Annotated in this window: 26 protein-coding genes; 3 read left to right on the top strand and 23 right to left on the bottom strand. The window is 46.1% G+C overall.

All coding sequences use genetic code 11. The annotated features are described in order from the left end of the window. Positions 1-50: 50 nt before the first annotated feature. Complete coding sequence (locus tag C0033_RS17875; RefSeq protein WP_103229265.1) at positions 51-1,742, bottom strand: phosphoenolpyruvate carboxykinase (ATP); 1,692 nt, start codon at positions 1,740-1,742, stop codon at positions 51-53. A 173-nt stretch (positions 1,743-1,915) separates the two neighbouring features. Here C0033_RS17875 and C0033_RS17870 point away from each other — a divergent pair, with 173 nt between their 5' ends. Next, positions 1,916-2,893: a pectinesterase family protein gene (locus tag C0033_RS17870; RefSeq protein WP_103229264.1), complete on the top strand. Its 978-nt coding sequence runs from the start codon at positions 1,916-1,918 to the stop codon at positions 2,891-2,893. A 151-nt stretch (positions 2,894-3,044) separates the two neighbouring features. Here C0033_RS17870 and C0033_RS17865 read toward each other — a convergent pair whose 3' ends face one another. The 7 genes from C0033_RS17865 to leuD form a co-directional block, all read right to left on the bottom strand. Continuing rightward, positions 3,045-3,497 (bottom strand): YhcH/YjgK/YiaL family protein, encoded by a 453-nt coding sequence (locus tag C0033_RS17865; RefSeq protein WP_242984540.1) that lies wholly within the window; start codon positions 3,495-3,497, stop codon positions 3,045-3,047. A gap of 85 nt (positions 3,498-3,582) precedes the next feature. Next, entirely contained in the window at positions 3,583-4,431 is an 849-nt protein-coding gene (locus tag C0033_RS17860; RefSeq protein WP_103229262.1) for a cell wall hydrolase, read from the bottom strand. 373 nt (positions 4,432-4,804) lie between these two features. Next, entirely contained in the window at positions 4,805-5,272 is a 468-nt protein-coding gene (gene ybaK, locus C0033_RS17855; protein ID WP_103229261.1) for a Cys-tRNA(Pro) deacylase, read from the bottom strand. A gap of 16 nt (positions 5,273-5,288) precedes the next feature. Further along, positions 5,289-6,536: a 3-isopropylmalate dehydratase large subunit gene (locus C0033_RS17850; RefSeq protein WP_103229260.1), complete on the bottom strand. Its 1,248-nt coding sequence runs from the start codon at positions 6,534-6,536 to the stop codon at positions 5,289-5,291. Positions 6,537-6,574: 38 nt separating this feature from the next. Next, a complete protein-coding gene (locus C0033_RS17845) occupies positions 6,575-7,066 on the bottom strand; it encodes a 3-isopropylmalate dehydratase (protein ID WP_103229259.1) in 492 nt (163 codons plus the stop codon). Between the two features lie 17 nt (positions 7,067-7,083). Then, a complete protein-coding gene (locus tag C0033_RS17840; RefSeq protein WP_103229258.1) occupies positions 7,084-8,328 on the bottom strand; it encodes a 3-isopropylmalate dehydratase large subunit in 1,245 nt (414 codons plus the stop codon). A 3-nt stretch (positions 8,329-8,331) separates the two neighbouring features. Next, positions 8,332-8,814: a 3-isopropylmalate dehydratase small subunit gene (leuD, locus tag C0033_RS17835; protein ID WP_103229257.1), complete on the bottom strand. Its 483-nt coding sequence runs from the start codon at positions 8,812-8,814 to the stop codon at positions 8,332-8,334. Between the two features lie 117 nt (positions 8,815-8,931). Between leuD and C0033_RS17830 the strand changes: the two genes are divergently transcribed. Next, a complete protein-coding gene (locus tag C0033_RS17830; protein ID WP_103229256.1) occupies positions 8,932-9,813 on the top strand; it encodes a LysR family transcriptional regulator in 882 nt (293 codons plus the stop codon). A gap of 150 nt (positions 9,814-9,963) precedes the next feature. Here C0033_RS17830 and phnX read toward each other — a convergent pair whose 3' ends face one another. The 13 genes from phnX to C0033_RS17760 all read right to left on the bottom strand — a co-directional run bounded on the left by phnX (position 9,964) and on the right by C0033_RS17760 (position 24,357). After that, on the bottom strand, positions 9,964-10,737 hold the full coding sequence (phnX, locus tag C0033_RS17825; protein ID WP_103229255.1) for a phosphonoacetaldehyde hydrolase: 774 nt from the start codon (positions 10,735-10,737) through the stop codon (positions 9,964-9,966). Continuing rightward, a complete protein-coding gene (locus C0033_RS17820; protein ID WP_103229331.1) occupies positions 10,727-11,827 on the bottom strand; it encodes a 2-aminoethylphosphonate--pyruvate transaminase in 1,101 nt (366 codons plus the stop codon). The genes phnX and C0033_RS17820 overlap by 11 nt, the downstream gene beginning before the upstream one ends. 23 nt (positions 11,828-11,850) lie before the next feature. Beyond that, the gene (locus C0033_RS17815) at positions 11,851-12,831 is read right to left on the bottom strand and encodes an extracellular solute-binding protein (protein ID WP_103229254.1); all 981 of its coding nucleotides are present in this window, start codon (positions 12,829-12,831) and stop codon (positions 11,851-11,853) included. After that, positions 12,828-14,498: an ABC transporter permease subunit gene (locus C0033_RS17810; protein ID WP_103229253.1), complete on the bottom strand. Its 1,671-nt coding sequence runs from the start codon at positions 14,496-14,498 to the stop codon at positions 12,828-12,830. The genes C0033_RS17815 and C0033_RS17810 overlap by 4 nt, the downstream gene beginning before the upstream one ends. Beyond that, entirely contained in the window at positions 14,491-15,243 is a 753-nt protein-coding gene (locus C0033_RS17805) for an ABC transporter ATP-binding protein (protein WP_103229252.1), read from the bottom strand. Before C0033_RS17805 ends, C0033_RS17810 begins: the two co-directional genes overlap by 8 nt. A gap of 175 nt (positions 15,244-15,418) precedes the next feature. Next, positions 15,419-16,288 (bottom strand): MurR/RpiR family transcriptional regulator, encoded by an 870-nt coding sequence (locus C0033_RS17800; RefSeq protein WP_103229251.1) that lies wholly within the window; start codon positions 16,286-16,288, stop codon positions 15,419-15,421. A 702-nt stretch (positions 16,289-16,990) separates the two neighbouring features. Further along, positions 16,991-18,001, bottom strand: a complete 1,011-nt coding sequence (gene ilvC / locus C0033_RS17790; protein ID WP_103229249.1) for a ketol-acid reductoisomerase — start codon at positions 17,999-18,001, stop codon at positions 16,991-16,993. 105 nt (positions 18,002-18,106) lie between these two features. Beyond that, the gene (gene ilvN / locus C0033_RS17785) at positions 18,107-18,607 is read right to left on the bottom strand and encodes an acetolactate synthase small subunit (RefSeq protein WP_103229248.1); all 501 of its coding nucleotides are present in this window, start codon (positions 18,605-18,607) and stop codon (positions 18,107-18,109) included. A gap of 181 nt (positions 18,608-18,788) precedes the next feature. Next, positions 18,789-19,805, bottom strand: a complete 1,017-nt coding sequence (locus C0033_RS17780) for an alpha-hydroxy-acid oxidizing protein (protein ID WP_103229247.1) — start codon at positions 19,803-19,805, stop codon at positions 18,789-18,791. Positions 19,806-19,860: 55 nt separating this feature from the next. Continuing rightward, on the bottom strand, positions 19,861-21,051 hold the full coding sequence (locus C0033_RS17775; protein WP_103229246.1) for an acyl-CoA reductase: 1,191 nt from the start codon (positions 21,049-21,051) through the stop codon (positions 19,861-19,863). Between the two features lie 3 nt (positions 21,052-21,054). Beyond that, the gene (locus tag C0033_RS17770; protein WP_103229245.1) at positions 21,055-22,179 is read right to left on the bottom strand and encodes an acyl-protein synthetase; all 1,125 of its coding nucleotides are present in this window, start codon (positions 22,177-22,179) and stop codon (positions 21,055-21,057) included. An 88-nt stretch (positions 22,180-22,267) separates the two neighbouring features. After that, positions 22,268-23,440 (bottom strand): cyclopropane-fatty-acyl-phospholipid synthase family protein, encoded by a 1,173-nt coding sequence (locus C0033_RS17765; RefSeq protein ID WP_242984539.1) that lies wholly within the window; start codon positions 23,438-23,440, stop codon positions 22,268-22,270. A gap of 362 nt (positions 23,441-23,802) precedes the next feature. Beyond that, positions 23,803-24,357 (bottom strand): SprT family zinc-dependent metalloprotease, encoded by a 555-nt coding sequence (locus C0033_RS17760; RefSeq protein WP_103229243.1) that lies wholly within the window; start codon positions 24,355-24,357, stop codon positions 23,803-23,805. A 265-nt stretch (positions 24,358-24,622) separates the two neighbouring features. Between C0033_RS17760 and C0033_RS27145 the strand changes: the two genes are divergently transcribed. Beyond that, positions 24,623-24,769: a hypothetical protein gene (locus tag C0033_RS27145; protein WP_180994797.1), complete on the top strand. Its 147-nt coding sequence runs from the start codon at positions 24,623-24,625 to the stop codon at positions 24,767-24,769. A gap of 52 nt (positions 24,770-24,821) precedes the next feature. On the opposite strand, the gene C0033_RS17755 is transcribed toward C0033_RS27145, so the two are convergent. Both C0033_RS17755 and C0033_RS17750 read right to left on the bottom strand, forming a co-directional pair. Continuing rightward, the gene (locus C0033_RS17755; protein ID WP_103229242.1) at positions 24,822-25,676 is read right to left on the bottom strand and encodes a hypothetical protein; all 855 of its coding nucleotides are present in this window, start codon (positions 25,674-25,676) and stop codon (positions 24,822-24,824) included. Positions 25,677-25,698: 22 nt separating this feature from the next. Next, on the bottom strand, positions 25,699-26,511 hold the full coding sequence (locus tag C0033_RS17750) for a sugar phosphate isomerase/epimerase family protein (RefSeq protein WP_103229241.1): 813 nt from the start codon (positions 26,509-26,511) through the stop codon (positions 25,699-25,701). Between the last annotated feature and the right edge of the window lie 16 nt (positions 26,512-26,527).

Genomic DNA, 26,527 nt, shown 5'->3' with positions numbered 1-26,527 from the left:
ACAAAAGCGGCTGACTTTTCAGCCAACCGCTTTTTATTATAGCATAATTATTAGTTTAATTCATCAACAACTTTCTGGATTGCTGCTAAAGCATCATCAGGAAGTTTGTCATAACCGTCTTTTTCAACTGCAAATGCTTTGATTTCATTTACACGGTCATTCATACGAGCTTTTAACTGAGAAACGTACTCAGGATCGTTCATGTTAGGAACAAATCCTTCCCAATCCATGATTTCGATATCAGAGAATGGTCCCCACTGTTTGAAGTCAGCCTTTTTCTCAACGATAGCTTCCAGAATGCCTAATGTATCAGCAGGTTTAACTTTCTTGCCCATGAAATCGCCTGTGTTGATGATGTAGCAGTCTACATTCTTCTCAGCAACTAACTTTTTGAACTTCTCATAGTCGTTAGCTAATGGATAGGTTCTGAATGGGTTAGCGTAAGGTACAACAACCAGTTTGTTTGGATCTACGCCTTCAGCAAGTCTCTCTGCAGAAGATCTCTTGGTAGCCAGAGTAGCGCCCATTACGGAAGCTAAAGAAGCACCTTTTAATTTAACTACTGGTGGAATGGTAGGATCTTTCATAATCCAGAAAATAGCGTTAACTGGAGATTCGATCTTATCCACACGGTTTGGAGACCATAATTTAGATTTGATGGCACGTCCGTTACCGTTACGGATATCTTCAGTAACTAACTGAACTTTGCCCTCTTCATCTAAGGTTACACCGTTGTTCATAACTGTAAGAAGATATTTGTTGTCTTCACAGCCTGTTGGGTAATCCTGTGTTTTATCAAAGTAGGTTGGCTCTAATGCTACAGATGCGCATGTATCTGTGTTGATGATGAATGCGTCGTCATGAAGAACTTTGATGCCGTATTTGTCATTGTGTTTTGCATGTGTCAGAGTGGATTTACCTGATCCTGACAGACCGTATACAGATGCAACATATTTTGTTCCGTCTGCTAATGTGTATTCTTTCTGGCCGCCGTGGCAGGAAGCATAACCGTTACGGTTAGCAATAGCCCAAGCCATAGTTAAAGTACCTTTCTTATGCTCGCCGAAGTATCTCATACCTAAGATACAAGCACAGTTCTGCTCTGTATTGAAATAGCACAGAGTCTTAGGATCGCTCAGGCAGCTCAAGTTAACGCCCGGACGGTCGGAACCGTTCCACTGAGGATCGGAGAAAATATAGATGTCTGCTTCTTTTCCATCGCCTACCGGCTTAGATGCTTTGTACATTTTAACATACTCTTCTGACATATACTGGAAGTTGAGCATCCAGGAATACATGATGTTCTCTTCGCCTTCCGGAATTAACAGATGAGCTTTTACCATAAATTCTGGATCAAGACCTACATAAACTTCTGCATGATACATGGTTTTCCAGCGTGCTTCATATACAGCATCCATAGCAACCTTGTCAAGTTCAGCACAGTTAACTCCTGGCTCACCTGCGATACGGCGTGCTGCTGCATAACGGCCTGTTATTGCACCATCGTTGAATAATAATACTTTTGCGTCTGCATCCAGACCAAATTCGTCACCTCTGTAAACAGGCATGTCCGTAACAACGGTACCTGGAGAGTTTTTTGCGAGTTCGTATGCTTCTTTTAAAGAAGTCACTTTAACAACGTTATTTCCGTAAAACGCACTTTCAATAATTGTTCTGGTTTTTGAAAAACCAGGCTTGCCAGCGCCAATTTCATTAATTGGGTAAAATGCTTTAGTTGACATCTAAAATCCTCCTTATGTAAATCGAAATTTGTTCTTATTATCTCACTTTGTGAATTAAAAGTCAATATTTTACTTGCAAAAATATAAGAAAAATAATATATTGGGTATAAGTTTTGAATTATGTATACAGTATATAGAATGCATCAAATAGTTTCAGAAAGAGAGATGAGAAAATGATCCATATTTCCAAAGGCGGCGGCGGCGATTTTTCTACTGTTCAGGCAGCTCTGGACAGCATTCCTGTGGATAACAAAGAAGAAATGATCCTTTTTATCCACAAAGGCATTTATGAAGAACAGATCACAGTCAAACCGCCCCACATTACATTCATCGGAGCAGGTGAAACTCCAAACGACACGGTTCTTACATACGGGCTCAGCGCCAGGCAGCTGATGCCCGACGGAACAAAACGCGGGACCTTCCGCTCCTATTCCTGCCTGATTGACACTCATGATTTTAAGGCATGCAACCTGACTTTCCAAAATACCGCAGGAAATGCGGATGAGGCCGGACAGGCTCTGGCTCTTTATGTGGACGGCGACCGGCTTCATTTTCAAAACTGCCGGTTCCTAAGCGGCCAGGATACGCTCTTCACCGGTCCGCTTCCTCCCAAAGAGATCGAGCCAGGCGGCTTCATCGGACCGAAACAATATTCGGAACGGATCAACGGGCGTCATCTGTATGACCATTGTTATATAGAAGGGGATATTGACTTTGTCTTTGGAAGCGCAACCGCTTACTTCGATGAATGTACCTTTCATTCCACGCCGATTGACCGAACGATCAACGGTTACGTGACAGCCGCCTCTACGGCACAGGGGCAGGCATACGGCTATGTGATGAACAACTGCCGCTTTACAAGCGCCTCCTGCCCTGCACACAGCGTTTATCTGGGGCGTCCATGGCGTAATTTTGCAAAGACGGTATTGATCAATTGTTATATGGGGCCGCATATTCATCCTGAAGGATGGCATGACTGGAATAAGCCTGAAGCCAGGGATACTGTTTTTTATGCTGAGTATCAGAGTTATGGACCGGGAGCGGATATGGAAAGAAGGCCGGACTGGGTGGTGCGTTTGAAGAGCGAAGAATTGTGTTATTATAGTAAGAAGGCTGTTTTATCCGGCAGGGAAGGCTGGAATTTAAAGTAAAGGGTGAAGGCATTTCTCAAAATGCCTTCACCCTTTACTTTAAAACAAGAGGTCACAAAAATCAAAAGCAGCCGCCCACCAGCGACTGCTTTATCTTCCGCAAGGTGCTCACGCGCATACGCCCGCAAACACCTCCACAGATTAAATTCTCTTATTTTTCACTAATCTTTACAATTACCTTCTTAATCGGCGCCGGTTCTCCATTGGCTGCCTTTGGTTTATGTCCATCCCAAGGATTGAAGATCATGTACTGTCCTGCCTTTACAACGACCTGAAGTCCGGGATTGGCATTGTCATAAAATACAACGTCCTTATCCGGGTTATATGGAACTTTCACATTCAGTTCATTGATCGGTGCATAGCTCATCACTTCTGATCCCTCAATCACATACTGGATATCGGTATAATTCTCATGAGCTTCGAATTTAGCCTCTTCCCAAGGAATTGTTGTGTACTCTACAACGCTTGCAAATACATCTTTTCCGTCGATTTCATATTTACCAGGAGCTAATGCAGCAAGGTCTGTATTCTTCAAAAACTCAATTGCCTTGGCATATCTGTCGCCAATTCCTAAATCTTTGTAAAAATCTAAATTCTGTGCCAAATCAAAAATCATGTCTTCATTCTCCTTTTCTATGTATAAACTATCATAATGATTATACACCTAAAGCAGAAATATTCTCAATCATTTATTTAAAAAATTCATGTCTTTCATGTTGGAACAGATATGTCAGGTGTCTGTCAAACCAGCTGACTGCGCTGGAACGGGAACCGTTCCGGTACATAAAGTATAACGCTCCCTCCGAATAATCCTCTCCCGCAAGCGCCCGGTCCACGCAGTCGATTGTCTGCGCGCTAACCTTGACCCGGTTGATCGATCCATCGGATACCGGAGAAAACTGTGATCTCTGGTATACAACATCGGTGATATTATTAGGAAATTCCTTATCCTTCACGCGGTTTAAAATGACATTGGCCACAAGAATCTTTCCTCTTTCGTCGCAGATTCCGGCCTCTGCCTGTACGATCCTTAACAATACCTGATAATCCTCATCTGAATAGGATACCACTGCCGCCGCTCTCTTGGCCGCTTTTTCTTCCTCAATTTTTCTGGCCTTTTCCTTGGCCTGAGCTTCCATTACCATCTCTTTTTTGATCTTTTCGATCTCAGCCTGAGCGACTAACTGGCTTTCCTGTTTTTCCTGAATTTCTTTCGTCAACAAATCTCCAACTACTAATTGTCCCTGTCGCCTTAAATCAGTAAGTCCAACTTGTATTTTTGCTTCCGTAGCAATGAATGTTTCTTCAGATTCATCCAGGATCTGATTTTGTTCTTCCTCCGAAACAGGATTCTTCGAAGCCGCAAGCGCATTTCTTCCGCTTCCGCCAAAACCATTGGAATTAAATGTGATCACAGTCACAACTGCCAGGCCGGTAACCAGCACAGCTGAATTGCGGTACATTTTTTTCGTAACATTTACCACTAATGATTTAACAAATCGGTAAATACCCTGAAGAAACGATTGAAGTGTAAGCATAGATACTCCTCTTTTCTTGATCTTCATAAAAATTATGGCGAATTATGGGGTTTTCTCCCACTTCGCTGTATATTTCCGGGGTGACTTCGGTAATTATATGGGACGCGATAGTCGAAAGTCAATAAGTTTTTTTCAAATTTGTTAAATATTTCATACCTCCAAAAACTTCCACTTCAATTCATTATCTATTTTTCACTATTTATCGTAAAAATATTATACGTAAATTATGTACTTTTTATACAAGTTCATTACAAAAGTGTTACATAATTGTTACTTATTACACCACAAAAAGCATGTCGCTTTTTGGCGCCATGCTTTTATGTTAACTCTATTCTATAAAAATGCCATTAATTCTACGGTCAAACCAGATTTTCTATAACAGTCCCGCAAAAGATGCTCCCACGTATTCCGCCAGTTTTTCCGGGTTAATAATGATCTGTTTTCCCCGGATTCCCGCGCTGACCGCGATCTTGTCGAACAAAACTGCCGTTTCTTCTATATAAGTAGGAAACTTCTTTTTCATGCCTATGGGAGAACATCCTCCTCTTATATATCCGGTCACGGAAAGGAGGTCTTTCATAGGGATCATCTCCACTTTTTTATCCTTTGCAGCCTTTGCCGTTTTTTTCAAATCCAGTTCCTCTGAAACGGGAATACAGCAGACCAGATAGCCTGTTTTCTCCCCTTTTAAAACGAGGGTTTTGAACACGCTTTCCGGGTCCTGTCCTAATTGTTCTGCCACATGGACACCGGAAAGATCATTTTCATCCACTTCGTATTCTTTCACGTCATAGGGAATTTTAGCAGCGTCCAAAAGCCGCATAACATTGGTTTTTTCCACTTATCCGCCACCTCTTTTACCCGGGAATTACAATCTTTCCTGCCACAGCACAGGCTGCCGCAGTCTTAGGGGAAGCCAGATAGATCTCCACCTTGGAGGTTCCCATCCTTCCCAGGAAATTGCGGTTGTTGGTTGCCACAACACGTTCTCCGTCGCTTAATATGCCGCCGGTTCTTCCGCAGCACAGTCCACAGCCCGGGTGGGTGATGATAGCGCCTGCCGCCGCAAGGGTTTCGATGGCTCCGCACTCCATGGCCTCTCTATAGATCTTTCGGCTGGCCGGGGTTACGATCAGCTTCACATAAGGAGCCACCGTCTTTCCTTTCAGCACTTCTGCGGCTGCCACCAAGTCCTCCAAACGGCCGTTGGTACAGGAACCGATGAATACCTGGTCGATCTCTGTACCTTCCAGCTGGCTGACAGGCTTTATCTTGTCAACCTGAGATGGACATGCCATCACCGGCACCAGGTCTTTGGCCTGATAGGTGAGGGTTTTCAGATAAACGGCATCCGGGTCCCCTTTCAGGCTTCTTTGATAATTATTTAACTGAATTTCGCAGTATTCCGCCGTTTTTTCATCCGGGGTGAACAGGGCGCATTTTGCTCCGGCCTCAATTGCCATATTGGCCATAGTCATGCGGCTGGCCACACTCATCTTCTCCACCGCGCTTCCGCAAAATTCCAGCGCACGGTAGGTAGCTCCATCGGCGCCCAAATCTCCGATCAGCCGGAGAATCATATCCTTTGACATCACATTGTCCGGGAAGTCCCCTTCTATCACGACTTTAATGGTTTCCGGCACCTTGATCCACATGGTGCCCGTTCCCAAAATGCTGGCCATCTCCGTATATCCGATGCCGGAAGAAAATGCGCCCACACATCCGTATGTAGTCGTATGGCTGTCCGTTCCGAACACCACATCGCCCGGTTTTACATATCCTGCCTCAGTCATCAGCTGGTGGCAGATTCCGTCGCTTCTGTGGACATTCTTCATGCCGTGTTTGGCTGCAAATGCATCGCCCACACGAAAATGCCTGGTATCGTCCAATTGGCTGGCCGGTACCAAGTGGTCATAGATCAGCACCACTTTATCCGGGTCCCAAAGCTTTGTAAATCCCATCTCATCAAATTTTTCCGCCACAAATGGTATAAAAATGTCATGAATCATCACCCGGTCCACATGGACGGTCACAATATCGCCCGGCTTTACCTGGTCTGATCCCGTATTATGCATGATAATCTTTTCAATGATTGTATTTCCCATCTCGTCCTCATTTCCACCGCTGCCGCGGCTTAATCTCCTTAATCCAGCCCGTTCAGCTTTCTCATGGCCTTCACCAGCCCGCCTGCCTCGATGATATCCACCAGATTCTGCGGGAGGGAAGCGATCGGATACTGTTTTCCCTTATAATCCACCTGCTGATTGACCGTCACCTCGATGGTATCGCCCTCTGTCATATCATCATACAGATCCGGCTGTTCGATCAGCAGCAAACCGTTATTAATGGAATTGCGGAAAAAGATCCTGGCAAATGATTTTGCGATCACGCATTTAATTCCAAGGGCCTTGATGATCTCCGGAGCCTGTTCTCTGGACGAACCGCAGCCGAAATTCTTGCCCGCAACAATGATATCCCCCTCTTTAATCTGTCCGGCCAATTCCGGGCGGAGGGGACTGAAACCATACTGCTTCATATCCTCTATCGTCTTGAGCGCCAGATATTCCGTCGGAATGATAATATCCGTATCGATATCGTCTCCCAGCACCCATACTTTACCTGTAAATGTTTCCATATCCCTATTCCTTTCCCCTACTCTGCAGTCGCTATCTTTCCGGCAATGGCGGAAGCCGTAACGGTAGCCGCCGATCCCAGATAAACCTTGGAAGTTGGATGTCCGGCTCTTCCCTTAAAATTACGGGTTCCCGTGCTGATCAGCACTTCATTTTCACCGATGACGCCCTGGCAGCTACCCCAGCATACGCTGCAGTTGGGATTCATCACAATGGCTCCTGCCTCCATGAATATATCAATCAGGCCTTCGCTCAATGCCTGTCGGTATACGTCCTGGCTAGCCGGCACCACTAAGAAGCGCACGCTGTCAGCCACCTTTTTCCCTTTTATTATCTGCGCTCCCACCCGGAGCTCCTCGATCCTTCCGTTGTTGCAGGACCCTAAAAATGCTTCGTCGATCTTCACGCCCAGCACTTCATCCGCAGGCACCACATCATCCACAAAATCAGGGCGCGCCACCACCGGACGGATCTTTGAAAGGTCAAATGTATATTCACGAGCATAAACCGCGTCTTCATCGCTCTTATAAACGGCCTTAGGCTGGCGTCCATGGGCTTTTAAGTATTCCATAGCCGCTTCATCCGCCTCGAAAATTCCAGTCTTTGCTCCCGCTTCCACCGCCAGATTACAAAGCACCATGCGGTCATTGACGCTTAATGTTTTCGCTCCCTCTCCGGTAAATTCCATCACCTGATAATTGCAGCCGTTGGCCCCGATCTCTCCGATAATGGTCAGCATCAGATCTCTCGGATACACGCCTTCAGGCAGCTTTCCAACCAGGTTGAATTTCACCGTTTCCGGCACCAGAACCCAGGAAGTGCCCGTCACCATGCCGTAGAGGAAATCCGTACATCCCACGCCGGTTCCAAACGCTCCCAGCGCCCCGTATGTACAGGTATGGCTGTCCGCACCGAAAATCAACTCGCCCGGGCAGACATAGTGCTCCATCATGATCTGATGGCACACGCCTTTTCCCTCCCAGAAATCGATGTTGTGCTCTTTTGCAAAATCCCGCATCTTCTTCTGGGACGCGGCCGTCTTGGGGTTATCCGCAGGCACATTGTGGTCGACGATGAAAACCAGCTTCTTCGTGTCCGCAATGCGCGGATGTTTTAACTGGTTATGGTACATATCAACGGTCAAATGCGTGGTTCCGTCATTGCTCATCAGACGGTCTAAAGTTACTGTATGAATATCTCCCGGCTTTACGCTGTCGACTCCCGCAGCAGCCGCAATAATCTTTTCCGCAATTGTCATTCCCATGGTTTATACTTCCTCCTTATTCAGTGATGCGATCAAGCCGCCCTGGTTTAAGATATTCTGCATATACTCAGGAAGTTTTGTGCAGGAATACTCTTTTCCATTGGCCCGGGCAACTCCTTCGGTCAGAGACAATTCCATGCTGTCTCCTGTTTTCACTTCATCCGGAAGTTCCTTGCATACGATCACAGGAAGACCGATATTAATGGCATTTCTATAAAAAATCCGGGCAAATGACTTTGCAATCACAGCCTCAACCCCCAATGCTTTCAACACGCTGGGCGCCTGCTCCCTGGATGAACCGCAGCCGAAGTTCTCCCCTCCAACCACAAAATCCCCCGGCTTCACTTTATTCGGAAATTCCGGGTCCAGGGACTCAAATGTATGTACCTTCATCTCTTCAATCGTTGGCAATAACAGATACTGGGAACCAATAATCTGATCTGTATCCAGATCGTTATGAAATTTAAAAATGTTTCCGCCAGACATAAGATAACTCCTCCTAATATGTGTATCATGTTCTTCTATTTCTGTCTTTACATTCTACCACAAGCGCTGATATAATAACAATACATAATATGAATATTTAGTATAATAGGAGGTTATATGGAACAGCATTTGTCGCAGTATAAAATATTTTATGAGGTTGCCAGAGCCGGCAATATCTCAAAGGCTGCAAAAGAGCTGTACATCAGCCAGCCGGCGATCAGCAAAGCGATCAGCAAGCTGGAGGACAGCTTAAATGTATCCCTTTTTGTCCGCAATTCCCGGGGTGTCCATCTGACCGACGAGGGACAGCTACTGTTCGAGCACGCCAAATCCGCCTTCGATTCCCTGTCCCGGGCGGAAAATGAGCTGAAACGGATCAAAGAATTCAACATCGGCCATATCAGAATCGGCGTCAGCAACACCTTATGCCGCTATATTCTCCTTCCTTATCTGAAGGGGTTTATCGATAATTATCCGCACATTAAAATCACCATTGAATGTCAGTCCACCGCGCACACGCTGGCTCTGTTAGAGCAGCAGCACATTGATATCGGGCTGATCGCAGAGCCGCCTGCAAAAAAGAACCTGACCTTTATATCGGTGATGGAAATCGAAGACATCTTCGTGGCCACAAAGACCTATCTGAACAACCTGTACCTGAGGGAAGGGGCGGATGCAGATATCTTCCAGACCGGCAATATCATGCTCTTAGACCGCACCAATATGACGCGCCATCATATTGACGAATACTTAAAAGCCAATCACATTCAGACAAATCAGCTTTTGGAAGTGACCACCATGGATCTTTTAATTGAATTTTCAAAAATCGGGCTGGGGGTTGGATGTGTGATTAAAGAATTGGTGCAGAGGGAATTAGACGCAGGGATTTTGGTGGAAATTCCGCTTTCCGCACCGATCAGCAAGCGGACCATCGGATTCGCATTTCACCCGGGCTCACAGTCGAGCGCGCTTAATACGTTTATTGAATTTCTCTATTAAAAGACAGACCGGAACGGACGCAGAGGAAGGGCGGCAGACCGTCGGAAGAAACGATTGCATTCTTCCATCGGCCTGCCGCCCTTTTCCATTCTTTCCAAATTAATCTTCCCAATCCAACGCTCCCAGTCCAAAATAACCGGTCGATAAATTTTACTGTATCAGTTCCAATACGCCGCTCAGATTATCAACCACATAATCCGCACCGGCTTCCCGGTATCTTGCGGCCGCCCTATTCTTCAATGCGTTTTTCTCTTCGTCCGTAAGCTGCTCATACTCGGATTCTAAAAGGCCGATTTCGGAGCTTCCTTCCAGAACGCCCACTGTGACCGCTCCGGCGTTTTTGCCTTCCAATATGTCGGATACGGTGTCTCCTATCTTCATCACGTTTTGTACACAGGTAATTTTCAGGGTTTCCATGTTTTTGAATATCATATAGGGATATGGACGGCCCATATTTCCTACTGAATTAGGGCTGAACCAGATATCCGGCTGGTATCCCCGGGATTTTGCGCCTTGGGTGACGATGGACATCATTTCATCCGTATAACCTGTGGTCGAACCTATTTTGATCTTCTTTTTCCGTAGGGCTTCCACGGTTTCCAGAACGTGCGGTTTTGGAGTTGTGTAATTATGCAGGATTGCCAGAAGACTTTTTTCAAAATCCCTGTTCATGCGGTCTACGTCGTTTTCCGTAAAATCACGTCCGTACAGTTCTTTAAACTGAAGTCTGATGGTTTCCATGGAAAGGACGGTTCTGATGTGATCCCGTTTCAGCATGCCCATGGGTTTTCTGATTTCTTCAATGGTTGGGTTTAAGCCGCATCCTTTGAATATTTCCACAAATGCCTGTACCGGTGCAAAGCATCCGTAATCCACTGCAGTCCCTGCCCAATCCAGTATTACCGCTTCTATTTTATGCTTCATGTGCTGCCTCCTCAAAAAAGTCTTTGAATATTTCGGATAATTTTATAATGTCTTCCTCGTAAATTTCACCGATGTTTCCGATTCGGAACGTGTCCATCTCGGTCAGCTTTCCCGGATAGATGGCATAGCCCCGTTCTTTTATGTAACGGTACATTTTATCAAAGGAAAAGCCCTGTTCCGGATATAAAAAGGTGGTGATGATCGGGGACTGGTATTTCTCGTCTATATAGGAACGGATGCCAAGTTCTGCCATCTTTTCGATCAGCAGCCGGTTGTTGTGGCTGTATCTGGCATGGCGGGCCGGGATTCCACCTTCTTCTCTCAGTTCTTCCAATGCCTTGGAAAAGGCCAGAACCACATGGGTTGGCGATGTAAATCTCCATTTCCCGTCTTTTTCCATCCCTTTCCACTGGTCGTAAAGATCCAGAGACAGGCTTCTGGCCCTGCCTTTGCAGGATTCTAATTTTTCGCGGCCGGCGATGATGAAGCTGAAGCCGGGAACTCCCTGGATGCATTTGTTGGAACTGCTGATGATAAAATCGATTCCCCAGTCTTTTACCGGAATATCCACTCCGCCAAAGCTGCTCATCCCGTCCACTATATAGGTGACTCCATGGTTTTTACATACCTTTCCCACGGATTCTATATCGTTTAAGATACCGGATGTGGTCTCGCTGTGAACGATGGCCACATGGGTGATGGACGGATCATTGTTTAGGTATTCCTCAATTTTCTCTGCATCCGGGATCTCATTGTAGGGGACTTCATACTGGATATACGCAATTTTATGGTATTTTGCCATGTCCACGATTCGTTCACCATAGGCGCCGTTGGCTGCAATCAATATCTTATCATCTTCTCCCACCACGCTGGATATTACGGATTCCACGCCAAAGGTTCCGCTTCCCTGCATCAGCACCGCAGTGTACTCCGGTTCTGTGACATGAGCAAGGTCAAGAAGCTCCTTTCTTATTTTCTGCGTGATGCATTTGTATTCATCATCCCAGGTGCAGTGATCCACCATCATCTCCTGCTTTACGGTATCCGTTGTTGTGAGAGGTCCCGGGGTTAATAATTTGTAATGGTTCATGTTCATTTATTCTCCTGTTCTTTTTATTTGCAGCTGTTTGAAAAATCAGTATGCTTTTTCAACAGATCTACGGTCAGAGGTTCCGGAAATACTTTCGGATAAGCGGATTTGGCCGAATCGTCGGCAGTCTCCCCTTCATAAACGGGAAGAGGGTATGTTTTTAAAAGATCGGTTCTGCCCTTTTGAATGATGCACTGGGCCATCTCCATTGCCAACGGATTGGTTTTATCCTTTTTATCAATTACAGCAATCGATTCGGTCAAAGAAAAGTTTCCTTCCCTGGGATCTACAAAATCAATGGGAAGGCCGGAAGCCTTATCCGCCGCAGCCTGGTGTCTCAGCCCGAAGCCGACGGCCACTTCTCCTGCTCTCACCTTTTTGATCGGGCCGGAGCCGGAACTTTCTATGTGGGGGCCTGCATTTTTAAAGATCTGAGACAGCACCTGCTTCCCTTCCTCTTCCCCATAAGCGCTGATGACAGCCTGAATCAACAGCCATGCAGTAGAAGAACTGGAGATATCGGTTACGGAAATCATGCCTTCGTAAACGGGGTCTGCCAAGTCCTTGATGCAGGCCGGCATAGGAAGATTTTCAGACTTTATCAATTCCGTATTCACAATAATTGCCCCCTCCTGAGCGGTAATCGGGGTGTAAAAAGACGGATATTCGCCGAGGGTCTTATGGTCAAACGTCAAATCCAAAAACATCTGATTTTGTGACTGGGCGCTGTCTATATAGTAAGAACTCATGGTAATCATATCCGCTTCCAGATTATTTCCCTCAGCCAGAATCTTACCGCCCAGCTCCGAAGTGCCAAAAGTCTGGAAAATGTATTTGTCTTTATAGCCGTTCTCGTCCAATGCCTTTTTCATGGCATCCACCGCTTCGTCATCCGCATTGGAATAGATAACCACCTGTTCCTGCTTTTTGCTGCATCCCATTGCGCCAAAAGCCATGGTTGATGCTAGTAAGATTGATAATGCACGTTTCATTGTCTTTTTCATAAAGCTGCTCCTCCATTTGCCGCCGCAGCGGTCTTCTGATTTTCTTCCCTTTTTTGAATTAATGCCGGTATCGCCTTTAAAACCCCTTTTGCCGCCAGATTCGTGGCTAAAATCAACAGGGACAGCACGAAGATTTCATCGAATTTAGCAAAATGCTGCAGTTCTTTTATTTTCGTGGTGATAACCATCGTTCTCGCTCCGGCTATGAAAATAACCGCGCTGATAGTGACCATTGCATTGATGAAATAATAACCAAACACTTCTAAAATGGTGGGCCCCGCATTGGGCGTCACCACGCGGACAATCGTTTTAAACCAGTTATCCCCCATCAGCATGGCCGTCATTTCCCATGAACTGTTCATCTTTTCCAGCGATCCCTTCATCATGAGATAAGGCGTTGAAAAAAAGTGAACCACATTGCAGACGATCAGAATCATAAATGTATTGTGAAGCGGCGTCCTGGAAAATGCGAACAAAAACGCGATGCCCAACACCATCCCGGGAATCGTATTGGTGATGAGTGCAATGCTGTCAACGACCGCTTTCACCCGGGCAGGCATACTGCTTCTTCCTGTCACCAAAGCAGCTCCATAGGCGGTGATTGTTCCTAAGCAGGCGGTCAGAACCGCCACCACAATGGAATTTTTATAGACCATAGTCAGGTTGGAGCCCTCCATGGTTTCCAAAAACTTATTAAAACTGAAGGCCATATCATAAGGCCAGCCTTTTATAAACGGAATGATAAATATAACCGCAAATATGGATAGTACACATCCGCAGACTGCCAGGGAGACCGCTCCAAACACCAGATCCCGGACCGCATTCTTCTTAATCTCAATCTCTGAAATCTTCGTATACCGGATGTTGTACCGTTCCAGATAGTTGAGAATGAGAATGCTCACCGTCGACGGAGCCAGCATGGTTACGGCAACCACGGCGCCATTTTGAAAGTTGGGAATGGCACCCAGCATTTCATTGTAAAGCGTGGTTGCCACCACATGAAACTCTCCGCCCACGGCGGCCGGGATTCCGTAATCCGTAAAGCTTAAAAAGAAGGTCTGCACAAATGCCGCAGCCAGCGTCCCAAGCAAAGGCCGGACAATGGTGATCCAGAAGGTTTTCGCCGGGCTGTCACCCATGATTCTGGAAACCACGATAAATTTTTTATCAATATAACGGAATGTATTATTGATCAGAAGAAATGCCACCGGAATGGTGTAAATCACATAACCGATCAGCAGACCGTTAAACCCATAAATCTCAAAGAACTGTCGTCCCAGCAGTTTTGTGATAAGCCCTTGCTTTCCAAAGGAATAGATGATGGCAAATCCGTAGGTGATGGTGGGAAGCAGCATGGGCAGGGCCGCAGCCAGCGATATCATCTTTTTAATCACCGGGCTCACATTGGTCTGATTGATGGTATAAGCCATAAAAAAGGCCAGCAATGTGGTGATTAACGAGCTGATTTCCGCTATTAAAAAACTATTCCCTAACGACTGTAAAAACCCTCTGCTCCCCCACATTTCCATATAATGAGCAACGCCCAATCCCCCGGAGGTTTCCAGTGATTTGACCAGAACCCTGAGCAGCGGATATCCCAAAAATACTGCGAACAGAATCAGGATCAACAGAAAGATCGTTTTTATTTCAACTGCTTTCCTATGCATAGCACTCACCAAACAGGCTGTAAATATTATTTCTCTTGATTTCCAGCTGATTTAAAATAAAGTTTCTAACAAAGTTATTGCTTGGATGATTAATAATCTCCTTTGGAGTGGAATACTGGGATATCCTGCCCTGATTTAAGATCAGTACCTGGTCCGACAGTGTCAGCGCTTCTTCCGGGTCGTGGGTAACGATCACCGTAGTCAGATTGTATTTCCTGGCTATTGTTTTAATTCTGTCCTTTATGGACTCTTTAATCACGCCGTCCAGCGCGCTGAGCGGTTCGTCCAGCAAAAGCAGCTTTGGCTTCATCACAAGGGTTCTGGCCAGCGCCACACGCTGTTTCTGCCCGCCGGACAGCTGGTCGATTCTCTTATTCAGATGATCCGACAATCCCAACAGCTCAATCAATTCTTTCACCTCTTCTTCCGTGGAAATGCCCGGTTTATTTTTCAGTCCGTATGTAATATTTTTATAAGCGTTTAAATTAGGAAAGAGCGCATAATCCTGAAATACAATGTTAAACTCCCTCTGTTCCGCAGGAAGACTGCTCACATCGTTCCCGTCGAAAATCACCTGTCCGCCGTCTAGCTGTGTGATTCCCAGAATTACATTGAGTAAAGTGGTCTTTCCGCTCCCGGAAGGGCCTAAGACTGAGACGATCTGGCCGTCCGGTATATTCAGGCTGATTTCATCCAATATGGTGACATTGTCGTAAGACTTCTTTATTTTTCTTAATTCCAGCATAGTTTTATCTCCTTTTTCCTCATACATGCTTTCTTTTTTGAATTGTTTCCTGATTCGCTCACATTTTACCAATTTTCATTCCCGGAAAACAACAAAATACAGTTAAAGCTTTTGTTAAGGGAATGTAAAAAGCCGCAGCTTTTTTGTAGATTTTCTACAAAAGCCACGGCTTCTATCAAAGCTCTTTTCCTTCCACCAGCTTACTGCTGATGTCCAGCTTCTTTATAAAATATTTGTAATCGCTGAGAATCAGTCCCACATACAGCATATCCACAAAGGCCACCTGAGTTGTCCTTGAAAAGATAGCATTTCCATAAACCTCCGAAGGCTCCTCACCCAAACAGATGGGAATATCCGCATATGCGAGAATGGGACTGTTTCTGTCACTGGTAATCGCAATGGTTATGGCCCCGCTCTCCTTTGCCAGCCGCAGAGATTCCACTGTCTGCCTGGAACGCCCTTTATAGGATATGGCGATCGCCGTATCTTCCCTGGTTAAATGACCCGCGCAGATATGCTGAAGATAGCTGTCCGAGAAAAACCGCGCGTTCAGCCCCAGATACAATAATTTATTCAGCAGATCAAAGCACGCCGTATTGGAATTTTCCACCCCGTAAATATCGATTACGCGGGCATTTTTAACCGTTTTCACCGTTTTCTCCAAATCGCTTGCAGATATGTATTTTAAAGACTTTTCCATCAGTTCCATGGCGGACAGCACAGCCTTTTTCGGTACCTCTTCCAGCCTGTCCCCTTCCGAAATCCGAAGCCCAAACAGAGGATGAACTTCCATTTCTCCCACCGTCTTCCTCTGGGCATTCTCTTTCAGCAGCTCCTCCCTGAAGTCCCTATACCCGTCATAAGACAACGCCTTACAAAACCTAATCACCGTAGGCTGACTCACTCCCGCCTCCCCGCACAACCGCACCAGCGAATATTCCTCCGCTTCTTCCATATGAAGCAATAAAAAATCCGCCACCAATTTTTCAGACGGCCGCAGCTTCGCATAGACACTCTGTATCTTAAACCGCATTGAATAATTCATTCTTCTTGTCACTCCTATTTTTCGTAGAAACTCTACAGTTTTTTATCTTTATTCATGCCTCTATTGTAAACGTTTCTGATCAATCACGCTTCTCTTTTAATGTTAAATCTTTGTAAGATATCCCTTAATCGTCGAAGTTGGTATTTGCGCAGAACTACAAATTTACATCAAACGTCAAGGCATTTTCGAAAATGCCTTCACCCTTTACATTAAATCCTCAAGGCTTTTCCTGAAATGCCTTCACCCTTTACATTAAATCCTCAAGGCTTTTCCAAAAATGCCTTCACCCTTGATGTAAATTTTTTAACCTTCAGCCAGCCAAGCAACAGCCGGAAAGAAGGGGGAACCTGGGCGGGCGGCGGAAAATGGAAAAAGATAGGGGATCGTGTGCAGCCCCTTAGTGATACTTGGTCGGCAAGAGCGAAAAAAGGCAGACAAATACTGAATTCCGAATCAGTATTTGAGGTGCCACTGAGCGATGAAGTCATCAGGAGTTCATCGCGAACGGCGCCGCGCTGCCTTTTTCCGCTCTTGGCGTCCTAGTATCACTTAGAGGCGAAACCCGAATCCCCTATCTTTTTCCATTTTCCGCCGCCCGCCCAGGTTCCCCCTTCTTTCCGGCGTTTCTTAGCCAAACCCCAAAGGTCAAAAAAATACCCTCCCCCGGCTATCAGCCTCAGGAGAGGGCATTTTTTTAATTGTTTAGTTATCGATCAGTTTGTTTCCGTCGTTCCAGCTGTACAGCTTACGAAGTTCAGATCCTGTCGCCTCTAACTGATGAGCAGCTTCTCTTCTTCTCATAGCGTTAAAGTTCGGGCAGTTAACCTGGTTCTCTAATAACCAGTTCTTAGCAAATGTACCATCCTGAATATCGGATAAGATCTTCTTCATGGTCTTCTTTGTCTCGTCTGTTACGATCTTAGGTCCGGTGATATAATCGCCGTACTCTGCTGTATTGGAGATAGAATATCTCATTCCTGCAAATCCGCTTTCGAAGATCAGGTCTACGATCAGCTTCATCTCGTGAATACACTCAAAATATGCGCTCTCAGGCTCATATCCTGCTTCAACCAATGTTTCAAAACCGGCTTTCATCAGAGCTGTTACGCCGCCGCAAAGAACAGCCTGCTCACCAAATAAGTCGGTCTCTGTCTCTTCTCTGAAGGTTGTCTGAAGAACGCCTGCTCTTGCGCCGCCGATTGCAAGTGCATATGCAAGTGCAAGGTCATAAGCTTTTCCTGTAGCATCCTGATGTACAGCGATCAGACAAGGAACGCCTTTTCCTTCTATGTACTGGCTTCTTACTGTATGTCCAGGTCCCTTTGGAGCGATCATGGATACGTCAACTCCCTTAGGGGGAACGATCTGTCCGAAGTGAATTGCAAATCCGTGAGCGAACATTAACATGTTGCCTTCTTCCAGATTCGGTTCGATGGACTCTTTGTACATCTTAGCCTGTTTCTCATCGTTGATAAGAACCATGATAATATCAGCTTTCTTAGCAGCTTCTGCTGCGGTATAAACTTCAAATCCTGCCTTTTCAGCTTTTGCCCATGATTTGCTTCCTTCATAAAGACCGATGATAACATTGCATCCGGACTCTTTTGCATTCAATGCATGAGCATGACCCTGGCTGCCGTAACCGATTACAGCGATGGTCTTTCCTTCCAGTAAGGATAAGTTGCAATCTTCCTGGTAATAAATCTTTGCCATTTTATTTCCTCCTCAGAATATGTATTGATACATTTTATTTGTTAAAGGCTCACGTGCCTTACGACCCTCAGTCCGTCTCTCACTTACGCCTCTAGCCTACATAAATTACGGCAGATATCTGACGTCATCTGCGCCTCTTGAAAGTCCGGTCAGACCGGTTCTTGCAAGTTCCAGAATCTCATAATCCTCAAGCAGATTAATCAAAGCATCCAGTTTAGACTGATCGCCTGTAAGCATGACTGTAAGAGACTCTTTTCCCACATCCACGATCGTCGCGCGGAAAATATCGGAAATCGCGCTGACCGCCTGTCTCTCGCTGGCATTGGCCCGAACCTTTACCATAATCAGTTCACGGTATACCGAATGGCCCGGCTTCAATTCTTTGATATCCCTGACATCCTCCAGCTTGCGAAGCTGCTTTTCAATCTGTTCCAAAATCTCCTGATCCCCGGTCGATACAACTGTCATACGGGAATACCTCTCATCGGCGGTCACTCCAACCGTCAGGCTTTCAATATTATAGCCGCGGCGGCTGAACAAACCTGCCACACGGCTCAAAACCCCTGATGTATTGTCTACTAACAACGATAATACAATTCTATCCATCGTATCTCCACCTTCCATATAGTACATTTAATGATAGCAATGTTGGTACTATTTGTCAACTGAATAAAAGGAATACATATTATACCCTCAGGTTATGTCTCGGGAATCCCAGCCCGGTTGGAGCTGCAGCCATTAGCTATGGGGCCGCTGCTCCAGCCGGGAAGGAATGAACTGCGTTCTGTCAGATTCGAATCATATCTCTCGTAATCTCGGATAAGGAGTGGGCGCCACACATGCCCATTGTATCTTCCAATTCTGCCGCCAGTTTTTTTATGTAAAGCTCAACGCCTTCTTCTGCGCCGCCGTAAACTGCTGTTACGAATGGCCGGCAGATCAATACGCCGTCTGCTCCTAAGGCCAGGGCTTTAAAGATATCGGTGCCGCAGCGGATACCGCCGTCTACCAGAATCTTCATGGAGCCTCCTACGGCTTTTACGATTTCTTCTAAGACTTCTGCCGTGGCAGGGCACTGGTCAAGAACCCGGCCGCCGTGATTGGAAACTACGATGGCTGCTGCCCCCGCTTCTTTGGCTTTTAAGGCTCCCTTTACTGTCATGATGCCTTTTACGATGAATGGGATTCCGGCCGCTTCAGCGATCGCTTTCAATTCTTCGGTTGATTTGCCGCCCGCCGGAGGGGTCATATTTTTCAGGAATGGAAGGCCGGCCGCGTCCACATCCATAGCCGCCGCAAATGCTCCTGATTGGTGAACCTGGGCCAGTTTTTCCTTGATCGTATCCATGTTCCACGGTTTAATTGTAGGCACGCCGATGCCTCCTGCCGAGGAAATGGCTTTCGTAGCGGCTGTCATAACGTCAGGATTTGTTCCGTCTCCTGTGAAAGCTGCGATTCCCGCTTTTGCGCAGGCGGATACGAGCACATTATTATAGGTAGCGTCATTGTATTTTTCCCCGTAATGCAGATTGACGGCACCTACCGGGCCGGCAAAAAACGGATATTTAAAAGTTTTACCGAAAAGTTCCAGAGAAGTGTCCACAGGTTTGTTTTCGCACAATGTGTCCATATTTACCCGGATCTCTTTCCATTTATCATAATTGCGGATCGCCGTATCTCCTACCCCTTTTGCGCCCGGGCCCGGAATCTGATTTTTGCAGACCCGGCCATTGCACACCGCACATCCTTTGCAGTATTTTCCAAGACAGGTTTTGGCCTCTTCCCATACTTCCTCGTAAGTCATCGTGTTATCCTCCTAAAATTATCATTTGTCGCTTTCCATTATATCAGACAACATTTCACATATCAATGATCCTTGAATATCTCATCAGCGGGTATTCCCCGTCATGAGACTGTCCCGGGTAAAATGCATCCGGCTCCTCTCCCGGCCTGATCCTCACCACACCCGCGCGAATGAGCAGGGCTGTGAGCTCTTTCCTGTCCTCAGGCCTGCACACCAGACTGGCAGTCTGTAAAAACCCCTTCTTACTCCTCAGTTTTTCCACAATCCGCCCTCTGGGCAGCAGTTTGACCCAGCAGTTCTCCAAAACATCCGACAGTTCCAGGGAATCGTCGGTGCACAGAGTGACGCTCACCCCTTTTCCCTTATAGATCTTATGTATGTTTTGATCCATTTCCAGTTCTCTGCTGTACAGTTCAAGGGTATGACAGGCGCGAAGCCCTGTTTCTCCCGGACACATTTTAAAAAATGCCGCTTCCAATATAGGAAGGAACACGGCGCAAAATGCTTCCGCCTCCTCCATGCTCTCAGTATCCAAAAATATACCCTGGCAGGAACTGCATAACAGCTGTTTTGTCCCGATTATATTTTCAGCCAGTCCGCGAAGCGCCTCATCCTGATATCCGTCTGCCGCAACATAGGAAAAACTGATTTTATGGCCCCATTCAATCAGCCTTACATTGGCTCCTGCCAGTTTCCGGATCCCTATAACCGCCTCTTCTCCGCCCCAGACACAGATTCCGTCCGACAGATCCATCATTTTTTTCAAACGCCTTGTATCCGTGGATGGAATGCGGAACACATAGATGTAATTTTTTAGAACCGGCTGTATTTTAACTAATTCGCCCAACAAAAATGTGTTGATTCCCTCGTCCTCTCCCGGCAATTTAAGAAGGTTGACATTGCCTGCCAAAAGACCTTCCACCACGCTGTAAGCAGCCAGGCCGTCCAGATTGGATGCTCCGATATGGAGAAGAACCCCGAGAGGAACCACTTTATCGTTTGGGAGTGATCCCAGCTCGCACTGTACTTTTTCTTCCAACGCCTCACGGCTGAGCATCCGGGCCGCCTGTATCAGTTTTGAAGGCAAATCGGGAATTATGGTTTCCATCTTCCGAACCATCTCTTCGTAAGCACCCGAAAGCATCTGTCCTGAGAGGCGGTCACATGCGTCGATCACCAGTTCCCTGTCGAGATACGGGCGCTCCAAAGCGGAAAGAACCGCCTGTTTCAAATCGCTCCATCTCATCGCCTATACCTCCTGCCGCTCTTTTATCAGTTGTCCGGCTCCTGCCGCACATGTCTTTATATCGGTAATCCCGGACCTTCCGATAATCTCAAAGTAAGGGGTTCCGATTCCGCATCCGCACTCATTTCCCCTATGTAAAATCCCAAGATCATCCGTTATTACGCTGACCACAGGAACGCTTTCCATCATGGGCGAAATCAGATTGACCAGACCGGTCTGTCCATAATCCAGAGGTTTTAGCGTGTCCACATCCCGGATGATCACTCTGCTGTAAGAAGGCACATGGAAATGATGGTTTTTGCAGTCACAGTACAAAGCCGGATGTTCCGCCGCCCCGAAAAATTCCCGGCAGTTTTCCTCCCCGATCCCGAGCACTGCCCGGACCAGATCATACAGCTCCTGTTTTTCCACCTGTTCTTTATAGTGCTGTTTCCATCCGCCACCCATAAGAATCATGGAATCCGCAGGGAGCTTTAAAGAGATTCCGTCTGCCTGCAGCTCTTTCAATAAAAAGTACAGATAAGACGGAAAACCGATGATGCGGACCGGATGGGACTGGGCTGCATAAGCTTTTAAAGCCCGTTTCATACCCGGCAGATTCAGCTTATAACCTTCTTTTTCGTACCGCAGCGCATATTCACAGGTCAAAGGCGGTGCAAAAAGCATGGAAGCCCTTTGGGTCTTGCTTATCACCGTATGATTGCTCTTATGGGGCTCGTATCCCAGAATCAGATAATTGGCCGGTCTTTTGGAAAACAGGCCGTGAAAACGCCCCATGCGGTACGTCATTTCCCCGGCATACCTAAGCCCCTTGAGTTCAAATCCAAGACGGCTCTTCTTTCCTCCGGTTCCTGAAGAAGTCGCTTTAATCACCATCTTCCACTCTTCCATGGAGCGCAGATCGTGGCGTTTAAAATACAGGGTGGGAAGACAGGGGAGAAGGTGCAGGTCTCCCGCCTGTTTCATCTGTTCCGTATAAAAACCCTGTTTTTTCAATATTTCATCATAAGGCCTGCAATGTTTTCTGTGAAACTCCACATTGCCTTTTACTGCCTCTAAAAAGATATCATCCGTATCCTTATGGTTATATACTTCCTTAAAGCGGTACAGCGGTTTTCTATAATCCATTTTATCCCTTTCATGCCGGAGCATTTTTGCGGAGACACTCGTTCAGAATGTTAGATTCTCAGCTGCGGTTCAAAGTTGTGTCTGCCGATTAATACCAGCGGACCATGGGCAGTTCATTGCAGATTCCCTTTGACGCCAGAATCTGATGCAGATCCACCACTCCATTTTTAAATGCGGCGGCGCAGGAACAGAGATAGAGCTCCCACATGCGCACAAAGCGGTCGTCAAACATCTGTTTCACCTCTTCTTTATGGTCTTTAAAATTCTTTTCCCAGCAAAGAAGCGTCTTATTATAATGAAGCCTTAAATCTTCCACATCCAGCGTATGAAACTGGTCTTCAGCCATTCCCGCCACCAGTTCCCTGAGGCTTGGAATCACGCCGCCCGGAAAGATGTATTTTTTAATCCACGGATCGCCCGGATGTTCTTTTAATCCGCTGATAAAATGAAGGAGGAACAAACCGCCCGGCTTCAGCACATGGTTTACACAGTCCACAAATTCCTGGTAATTCTCTCTTCCCACATGTTCTACCATACCTACGCTGACCACCCGGTCGAACTGGGTTTTATAATGTTTTAAATCGCGGTAATCCATCAGTTTCACAGTCAGATAGTCCTGCAGCCCCTCTTGTTCGATTCTCTTTTGAAATCCTTTATATTGTTCTTCACTCAGGGTGATTCCCACCCCTTTAATCTTATATTTTTTGGCCGCTTCAATTAAAAGGAATCCCCAGCCGCAGCCCACGTCCAAAAGCTTCATACCTTCCTTGAGATAGAGTTTTTTCAAAATATAATCCGTTTTATTGACCTGGGCTTCATATAAAGTATCCTCATCTTTCGAAAAATAGCCGCAGGAATAATTCATCGTATCGTCCAGCCAGAGCTTATAAAACTCATTGCCGATATCGTAATGGGAACACACTTCTTCCTTCTGGCACTTTTTTGTAACCGGGGTATGGAGCAGCTTTTTAAGTGCTGTTTCATTTTTCGAAAATTTTCCCATCTGGCTTAAAAAATAATCCAGAGCTCCATATAAATCCCCCTCGATATCCAGAGCGCCGTCCATGTACGCCTCTCCTAACGCCAGGGAAGTGCTGTTTTTCAACGCCATAAGAGGAACCGGCTTTTTTACATTTACGGTAAAAACCGGGTTACCCTCTCCAATCCGGTATTCTTTTCCTCTCAATTTCACCAAAAAGGGATATTGGTCGAACCGTTTTAAAAATTGTATCATAGCATGTTCTTCTATCATTGATCTCATACATCCTTTTGCCATATTTCAGGGTTTTGAGCCGCTACAATTCACGGCCCAGAGGATCTCTGCCGTCCGGTCCGGCTCCGGCGGGTTATACGGCCTTTCCTGTGACTTTGCAGGACATTAGCACTTCTTAACGCGCAGAATTTTTCGTTCAAGGGAAATGTCCACCTGTTTGAGCGTTAGCGAGTTTGGACATTTCCCTTGGTTTTTAGAAAAATCCTGCACGTTTAGAAGTGCTTAAGTCCGAAACCGGAACTGGAAAGGCCGTATAACCCGCCGGAGCCGGACCGGACGGCAGAGATCCTCTGGGCCGTGAATTGTAACTTTGAGCCTGATATACCCTGCTATGATAAATATCCCCAAATTTACCTTTTTATATACCGCCCGCCGTTTTTTCTCAGCCAGGCTTGGTACTCTCTGTATTCCGGCATCACCCGCTCCACTTCCATATAAAAACGGGAGGAATGGTTCATCTCTTTCCTGTGTGCCAGCTCATGCACCACCACGTAGTCCAGAACCGGTTCCGGCATGAGAATCAGCCTCCAGTTAAAGTTTAAATTCCCCTTTCCGCTGCAGCTTCCCCATCTGGTCTTTTGCTCGCGGATCGTGATCCTTCCATATGTAACCCCCATCTTTTCCGCATAATCCTTTACTTTCCTATTAAAGACAGTTCTGGCTTCCTCGATATATCGGCTCTTTTCTTCTTCCGTAAACGACAGCCCAGGTTCTGTCCTGCGCTCTCTCTGCCGTTCTTTCACCTCTTCCGTCTTTCTGACGATCCAGTCTTCCTTTTCTCTGATAAACCCTTCTATTCTCTGTCTGCTGCACCGCATGGGCGCGCGGACGATCACCTGGCCTTCTCCGGTTATCTGAATGGCCAGAGTTTTGCGGCTACTTCTGATCAGCTGATATTCTATCATAATTTACCTCTTTAAATTTAAATTAACATTATCTTCTAACATAAATTTTTCCAAATGGAAGAAACTATTAAAAGAAAGGAGATGATCTCATGTGCCACAGAAAAACGCGGACACCCCAGCCTTCCAAACAGGATTCCCCTCGCGGAAATGAAACCGGTCCCGAAATCGATACGACTCACTATGAACAAACCGCAACAAATCCGATTCCCAATGAAATGCCTCAATCCGGCAACTCAAGAAACCTATAATAGAAGGAGGGTTCACCATGTCCTATATCGCACCGGCCGTACAGGCCAAATTTGAGACGCTTTCCATTGATTTAAAAAATGAAATTTTAAGCCGTAATGTCCAGATCAATACCATCTATGATCTGATCAACGTTCTTGAAAAAATAGTGGAGGAAGCTGAATAATCAGCTCCCTCCATTATCATATCATATTCTTTGTTTTCCTACAAACCAGTCTTTACAAAAACTGCAAAGCCATACTGAGCTCCGGTATGCGGTCCCATAAAACCATGCTCTCTGTCAATTTCCCCCTTATGGGCGTGTCAATTATCAAGTTTTTATTTTCCAGAAAAATGCATATGGATTTTCCGGTATCCTGGATCATCAGCCTGCATTCTTCCTTTTCTGTCCTATCCATAAGCTTTCTGCATTTCCTCACAAATGCCTCTGCCTCCGATTCTTTTGTCCCAGCATCCGCAAACAGGCAATAATCATTTCCCAGTCTGCAATTTGGACGAAGAATACGGCTCAGACCCTGCCGCTCATAAAAAGACGGGCTGATATGGGATTCAAACGCATCCTTATGTATTAAGACCAGCCGTTTATCCGTATCCTCCTTCTTCTCCAGCTCCATCCATACCCCGGTCATAATACCGACTTTCCGCTTATTCGTGGAATCATCCCGGTTATAGCAGACGGTCATATCGCACAGCTCTGTCTTCAGCCCGCCTCTTTTTCCGACAACTGCCAGACCGCAGGCAGCTCCTCCGCCTTCGGTACGGATTGGAAATAAGCCTTTCTCAGAAAGATAACTGCTGGTGATGGTTCCTTTGCGGGATACGGTCACTTCATCCATCTGTTTTTCGCAGAGTATTTTCATACTGATTCCTGCAAAATCCCGATTATACTTTTTGTCAAGCCCTCGCATCACAACGAAATAGAACACGGTTGTGATATTGACCAGTATAACCGAAATCCGGATATCCTTTAACAGCATCAGGATGCTGAAGATATACATGGCGATAACGCACCCATATCCTGCTTTTAACAACCTTTGTTCTCCTGCCAGCCATTTTATCTCCTTTTCCTGCAAAGAAACCACCGCCTTTCCTCAACTAAAAATTACTGCGTAAAAATTGGATCGCCTGTTTCGCCTGAGTATCAAAATCTGTGACGCCGGCTTCTATGCTCACACGGCCGTCATAGCCAATTTCTTTAAGAATCCCGATAAACTCTTTATAATCCCATTCCTCCATATCAGAAGGATAAAGCCGTCCGATCTCGCTGGGGATATTAGGATAAGCAAAATGAACGTGGCGCAAATACTCTTTTCCATATTTACGCAGTATCTTGGGGCTTTCCTTCTCCCATGTCATATGATAATAATCGATCAGCACCATCATGGTTTCATCGTCCACTTCCTTTGCCAGCGCAACGCCCTCTTCAAATGTATTGATGATGTTGCATTCCGGCTTGCGGATCGGCTCGATTACAATCGTGATCCCATTGGCTTTTGCCACAGGAACTATCTCTTTTGATATCTCGGCCACCTGGCGGTACGCCGTTTCATGTGAAAATCCTTCCGGCACGTTTTTTGCAGTTCCGCTGCCAAAAACCACAGTGCCAACCCCTAATTCCTTGGCTCTCGACAGGGAATCCTTAATATAAGCTTTAATCAGCTCCATATTGACTTCCGGTCCGGTCAACCGGATTTTGGCCGGGAAAAAGTTATTGCAGACCTCACATTTTATGCCCGAAGCATCCACTCTTTTTCTCAAAGCCTCAAATTCCCCATCGGACAAATCCATCATTTCCGCCAGCGGCAGCTCTATATAGTCATATCCGTATTGGGCGATGCGCTCCACAATTTCTATCCCAGTCTTATCCGGGCCTGAAGCCACTAAATTTCCACAACATCCGAATCTCATATCTGTAAACTCCCTT

It is taken from the genome of Clostridium sp. chh4-2 (genome assembly GCF_002899675.1).
Classification (GTDB): Bacteria; Bacillota; Clostridia; order Lachnospirales; family Lachnospiraceae; genus CHH4-2.
This window is presented reverse-complemented; position numbering and strand designations above follow the sequence as displayed.